General features: G+C 38.9%; 3 protein-coding genes and 1 pseudogene. 3 read left to right on the forward strand and 1 reads right to left on the reverse strand.

All coding sequences use genetic code 11. The features are described from left to right. The first annotated feature begins 62 nt into the window (after positions 1–62). The 3 genes from NC997_RS04190 (at position 63) to NC997_RS04200 (ending at position 5,919) form a co-directional block, all read left to right on the forward strand. On the forward strand, positions 63–2,750 hold the full coding sequence (locus tag NC997_RS04190; protein WP_190529071.1) for a tetratricopeptide repeat protein: 2,688 nt from the start codon (positions 63–65) through the stop codon (positions 2,748–2,750). Between the two features lie 262 nt (positions 2,751–3,012). Further along, complete coding sequence (locus NC997_RS04195) at positions 3,013–4,398, forward strand: serine/threonine-protein kinase (protein ID WP_190529073.1); 1,386 nt, start codon at positions 3,013–3,015, stop codon at positions 4,396–4,398. A 120-nt stretch (positions 4,399–4,518) separates the two neighbouring features. Then, positions 4,519–5,919 (forward strand): serine/threonine-protein kinase, encoded by a 1,401-nt coding sequence (locus NC997_RS04200; RefSeq protein ID WP_190529075.1) that lies wholly within the window; start codon positions 4,519–4,521, stop codon positions 5,917–5,919. A gap of 102 nt (positions 5,920–6,021) precedes the next feature. On the opposite strand, the pseudogene NC997_RS04205 reads toward NC997_RS04200, so the two are convergent. Next, positions 6,022–6,162: pseudogene (locus NC997_RS04205) on the reverse strand (IS630 family transposase); the annotation flags it as partial.

Here is a 6,162-nt window from a genome sequence, read left to right on the forward strand (position 1 = left end):
AACCTCCCAAGATGGGAGATATATATAAGCAGTTCGCTAACCCACTGCTAGAGAATTCTGCTATGAATTATCATCTGCGTTGCCTTAGCGTTGTTACTGCAACCTTGCTCATCTCGTTGAGTTGTCCGTTACAAGTGGTAGGGCTTACTTGGGGAAGCAATACGGTTTTGGCGCAGGCGCAGACAACAGAACAACGCGATGATGAGGCGTTACGGCTGTATCAATTAGGTATTCAGCAGTTAAATAAAGGACAGTTTCGAGAGGCGTTAGAGACGTTTGAGCAGATTTTAATCACTTTTAAAGCAATTGGCGATCGCCAGGGAGAAGGGACAATCCTCCACAATATTGGGTTCGCTTACGCCAACTTGGGACAGTACCCACAAGCGTTGGCGTATTTTCAACAAGCTTTAGCAATTGCTCAAGAAATGAGTGACAAGGTAACAGAAGGTAAGACGCTCAACGGTATTGGGCAAGTTTACAACTCCCTGGGACAGTATTCACAAGCATTGGAGTCTTATCAAAAAGCCTTAGCGATTACTAAAAAAATTGGTGACAAGACAACAGAAGGTATGACGCTCACCAACATGGGGGTAGTTTATGACAACCTAGGACAGTACCCACAAGCCTTGGAGTCTTATCAGCAAGCCTTAGCGATTATCCAAGAAATTGATAACAAGGTAGTAGTGTATGACAACCTGAGCCAGTACCCACAAGCATTGGAGTCTTATCAACAAGCCTTAGCGATTGTCCAAGAAATTGGTAACAAAGTAACGCAAGGGATAATCCTCAACAATATGGGAGTGGTTTATGGTCGCCTAGGACAGGACTCTCAAGCCTTGGAGTCTTATCAACAAGGCTTAGCAATTGCCCAAGAAATTGGTAACAAGGTGGGAGAAGGGACAACCCTCCACAATATTGGAGAAGTTTACCGCCACCAGGGACAATACCCGCAAGCGTTGAAGTATTTTCAACAAGCTTTAGCCATTCGCACTGAAATTGGTAATCAGGCACAAGAAGGGACAACGCTCAACAATATGGGGGTCGTTAACCACAACCAGGGACAGTACCCACAAGCATTGAAGTATTTTCAACAAGCTTTAGCAATTGCTCAAGAAATGAGTGACAAGGCAGCAGAAGGGATGGCACTCCACAATATTGGGGCAGCTTATGACAAGCGGGGACAGTACCCGCAAGCGTTGAAGTATTTTCAACAAGCTTTAGCCATTCGCACTGAAATTGGTGATAAAGCCGGGGAAAGTGCGACGCTCAACAATATTGGGGGAGTGTACAATACTCAAGGTAAATATGCTCAAGCCGAAACCACTTTATTCGCAGCTATTGAGATTCTGGAATCTCTACGAGCGCGACAATTAAGAGATGACCAAAAAATCTCTTTTTTTGAACAACAATCTGGTTCCTATAGCTTTCTGCAACAAGCCTTGGTTGCTCAAAATAAATTTGACAAAGCACTCTTAATTGCCGAGCGCAGTCGCGGTCGTGCTTTGGTAGAGTTATTAGATTCTAAATTAGCAGAAAACCCTAGCAATCTACCCGATATAAAACCTCCAACAATTCAAGAACTTAAGCAAGTTGCTTCTGAACAAAACGCAACACTCGTTCAGTATTCGATTGTTGATGAAGCCTTCAAAATAAAAGATAATAGAGAATGGCAACAAAAACTCTACATTTGGATAATTAAACCTACGGGTAAAATTGCTTTTAAAAAAGTAGACCTTAAATCTCTGAATCAATCCTTATCAGTTCTCGTTACCAACAGTCGTGATGATATCGGTGTTAGAGGTCGCAACATCTTTGATGTAACTGTTATTAATCCCCAAGGCGAAAACTCGACCAAAAATTTACAACAACTTCATAAACTACTCATTGCACCCATTGCAGACTTGCTCCCAAAAGACCCTAATGCGCGTGTCATCTTCATCCCGCAAAAATCGTTGTTTCTCGTCCCCTTCGCCGCACTACAAGACGAGCAAGGCAAATACTTAATTGAAAAACATACCATTCTCACTGCGCCTTCAATCCAAGTCTTAGATTTAACCCGCAAGCAAAAAGGAATTGTAGAGACGCGAAATTGCACTTCGTGCCGCTTCGCTAACGCGTCTCTACAGGATGTATTAATTGTTGGCAATCCTACCATGCCTAAAATTAAAATTGGGAAATTGGAGGCAAACTTAGAGCCTCTGCCTGGTGCAGAAAAAGAAGCAATTCAAATTGCTAAATTATTCAATACCAAAGCACTTACAGGTAGCAATGCCACCAAAACTGCGGTGATGCAACTCATGCAGAAAGCTCGCATCATCCATCTGGCTACCCACGGCTTACTTCATGATTTTAAAGGATTCGGTGTACCGGGAGCGATCGCGCTTGCTCCTTCTGGTACACCTGACGACGTAGTTGATGGTTTACTTACCGCAGGCGAAATCTTCGACATGAAACTAAGCGCCGATTTAGTGGTTCTCAGCGCTTGCGATACGGGACGCGGAGACATTACAGGCGATGGTGTGGTTGGCTTATCTCGGTCTTTAATTTCTGCGGGAGTACCCAGCGTCATGGTCTCGCTGTGGGCAGTTAATGATAATTCTACAGCCTTTTTGATGACCGAATTTTATCGCAATTTACAACAAAATCCTGACAAAGCGGTTTCCCTCCGTCAAGCAATGCTGACAGCAATGAAACAATATCCCAATCCTAAACAATGGGCGGCTTTCACCCTTATCGGAGAGTCCGAGTAACACTGCAAAACATTCGACTTTAGACAAATCTGTGCAATATCCAAACCAAGAAAGTCTTAATTATTATCCAGTAGCTGAAACTCTCTGCCCTCTTTTGCATAACTTCTCCTCGCTGGGATATATATACAAGCAGTTCATTAACGTATAGGGAACATTGTCTATAAATTGTCATTCGTCCAATAAACGTGACTCAAAGGGTATGAGGGTAGTAGCAACGTCAAATACGTAACAAATAACAAAAGATAAAATATTAGGTAAGCAAATGGATAGTCAAATCTTAGGAGCGCACTACCAAATCCACCAGGAATTAGGAAAGAAAGCTGGTCGAAGGACACTTTTGTGTAGCGAACAAGCGACTGGAGAATTAGTGGTTGTCAAGTTACTAACTTTTAACAGTGATTTTGAGTGGGATGACCTCAAACTGTTTGAGCGGGAAGCAGAAGCTTTAAAAAACTTGTCACATCCAGCTATTCCTCGTTACTTAGACTATTTTGAGATAAAGGCTTCCGAGCTAAAAGGATTCGCTCTCGTTCAAAGTTATATTCCTGCACAATCTTTGTCACACCATGTGAAAGCAGGTCGGATTTTGACTGAGATAGAAGTTAAAGAAATCGCTAACGCTATCTTAAAAATTTTGATTTACCTACACCGTCAAAATCCGCCATTGATTCACCGAGATATTAAACCCAGTAATATTTTATTGGGCGATAGGTCTGGTAATAGTGTTGGCAAAGTTTATCTGGTAGATTTTGGCTCAGTGCAAACTGTCGCCGCCCAAGAAGGCGCAACTCGCACAGTAGTGGGAACTTATGGATATATGCCTCCAGAGCAATTTGGTGGGCGTACAGTTCCGGCTTCAGATTTATACAGTTTAGGTGCGACGTTAATTTATTTATTAACAGGTATCCATCCGACAGATTTACCACAGAAAGATTTTCGCATTCAATTCGAGCAAAAAACGAATCTTAGTCTGACTTTTAGTAACTGGTTGCGGCGGATGTGCGAGCCAAACTTAGAAAAGCGTTTTGATTCGGCATACCAAGCTCTACAAGATTTGAATCAAAATCCCAATCTTGTAGCTATCAATCGACCACTTATCAGGAGAATTCAACTTAGAAAAAGTAGCGAATTTATAGAAATTTTTATGCCGCCAGAACACTTAGATTTTTTTGAAGTTTTGGGAACGTTTATTTTTATTTCATTTGCTATAGGAATTGGAACCCTGTTCTTGTACGCTTTGTTTGATGAATTCAATATGACTTATCTGCTACCTATAATATTTTTATTAGTGTACTTATATTTCCTTTCATCGTATTTTATTAGTAAAACACTTTATATAAACCAGGAAAAAGTTATTTTTACTAAAGAGGTGTTTGGATTTTTGAAATTTCATTTAGCTCCAGAATCACCGCGAGAGGAAATTGTCAAATTGGTTTATTTCTCCGAATACGTTGACCAACGTGAAAATTCTCACGGTAATAGATATTCAGTAACTGTGGGCGCACAATTGGAAATTTGGGCTGGGATTTATAAGTATAAATTTCCTGGTGCTAGCATAAATTTACCCAAAGAAGAAGTGCAATGGCTGGCAAAAGAATTAAGCACTTGGTTGGATTTGCCGATTTTATATGCAGATAAGCAAGTTTAAAAAAAATAAATTAGGGCGAACAGGTATTCAATACAATTAAATAATCCCTAGAACTATCGCTAAGTAAATATTCTGTTTGTTTCAATCGAAATTAGAAAAGTTTAAGGAGTAATATTGCTTATGCTAGTGAATAAGATATTAGACGAGCGCTATCAAATTCAGCAGGAGTTAAGCAAAAAAAACGGACGAAAAACCCTTTTAGCGCATGATTTGCATACGTCAGAATTAGTAGTTATTAAATTACTATCATTAAGTAGTGATTTTGAATGGGATGACCTTAAATTATTTGAGCGAGAAGCGGAAACTCTAAAAAGACTCAATCATCCCTCGATTCCTCGTTATTTAAATTACTTCGATGTAAATTTACAAAACCTAAAAGGATTTGCTTTAGTACAAACCTATATTCCTGCAAAAACTCTAGAGCAATATTTACAAGCAGGTCGAACTTTCACTGAAGAAGAAGTAAAAGAAATAGCTCTATCTATTTTAGAAATTTTGATTTACTTGCACGAACAAAACCCACCTGTCATTCATCGCGATATCAAGCCAAGTAATATTTTATTAACCGATAGGTCTGGTAATAGTGTTGGTAACGTTTATTTAGTCGATTTTGGCTCTGTGCAAACTATTTCTGACAGCAAAGGTGGAACAATGACTATAGTAGGAACCTATGGCTATATGCCACCCGAACAATTTGGCGGACGCACTGTTGCTAGTTCTGATCTTTATGGTTTAGGTGCTACTTTAATTTATTTAGTAACCGGAACCCATCCCGCAGATTTACCACAAAAGGATTTTCGCATTCAATTTAGGCAAAAAGCTAATCTTACCCCAAGCTTTACCAACTGGTTGCAGCAGATGACGGAACCAAGGTTGGAAGAGCGTCTGGATTCTGCAAAGCTAGCGCTACAATCGCTTAATGAACCACGGTTAAATCTCATTTGTAAGGGTGTTAAAAAGCCATTCGGAAGTAAAATTAAATTAACCAAAAACATACATAGTATAGAAATTTTTATCCCTCCATCTGGCTTTTTTGACTTAATCAAAGCTGGGGCTAGTATGTTTTTTCTTACTCCAATTATTTGGGGTTTAACCTGGTTTTTAACTTTTCAGTTTTTTTCTCTTGGTTTGGTAACTATATTGTTCCTACTCTTCTTCTGGCTACCATTAATGTTTCTAAGTTTATGGATATTAATTTTTTGGGTATGTTTCCCATATTCACTTATCGACTCTTTATTGGGTAAACGACGATTGCGTATAGAATCAGAGCTGATTTACTTCACCCATGAGTTGTTAGGATTTGAGTTTGAGTCTTTTCTCGCAATCAAAAATATTACTAAATTAATTTATAATCCAGGCGAATTTATTAATAAAGACAGAGAGCAATATCCAGATACTTTAGAAATTTGGGGTGAAAACCAAAAAATAGAAATTAGTAGCAGTATCAAATCAAATGTAGAAAAAGAATGGATAGCCCATGAATTAAGTGAGTGGTTAAATGTACCAATTACACAAAATTAGCTGAGTTTTCGAGTTGAAGAAATTTCAAATATACAACGGTTATTAAACTTAAATAAATACTGCAAAGCTTTTCTAATTTACTATAGGACAAGGTATAAGTGCTTAAGCAAAATTAATTACATATTCGGTTCCGACTTTTTTTAGCACATTTTTGACATACTTTACTAAACTTTTCCAGTCCCGATAAGCCTCTATCTCTATCCATTCATATTTCATAAACTTCCATAAGATTTCAATTAAGTT

It is taken from the genome of Trichocoleus sp. DQ-A2 (assembly GCF_039961915.1).
Lineage (GTDB): Bacteria > Cyanobacteriota > Cyanobacteriia > Cyanobacteriales > FACHB-T130 > FACHB-T130.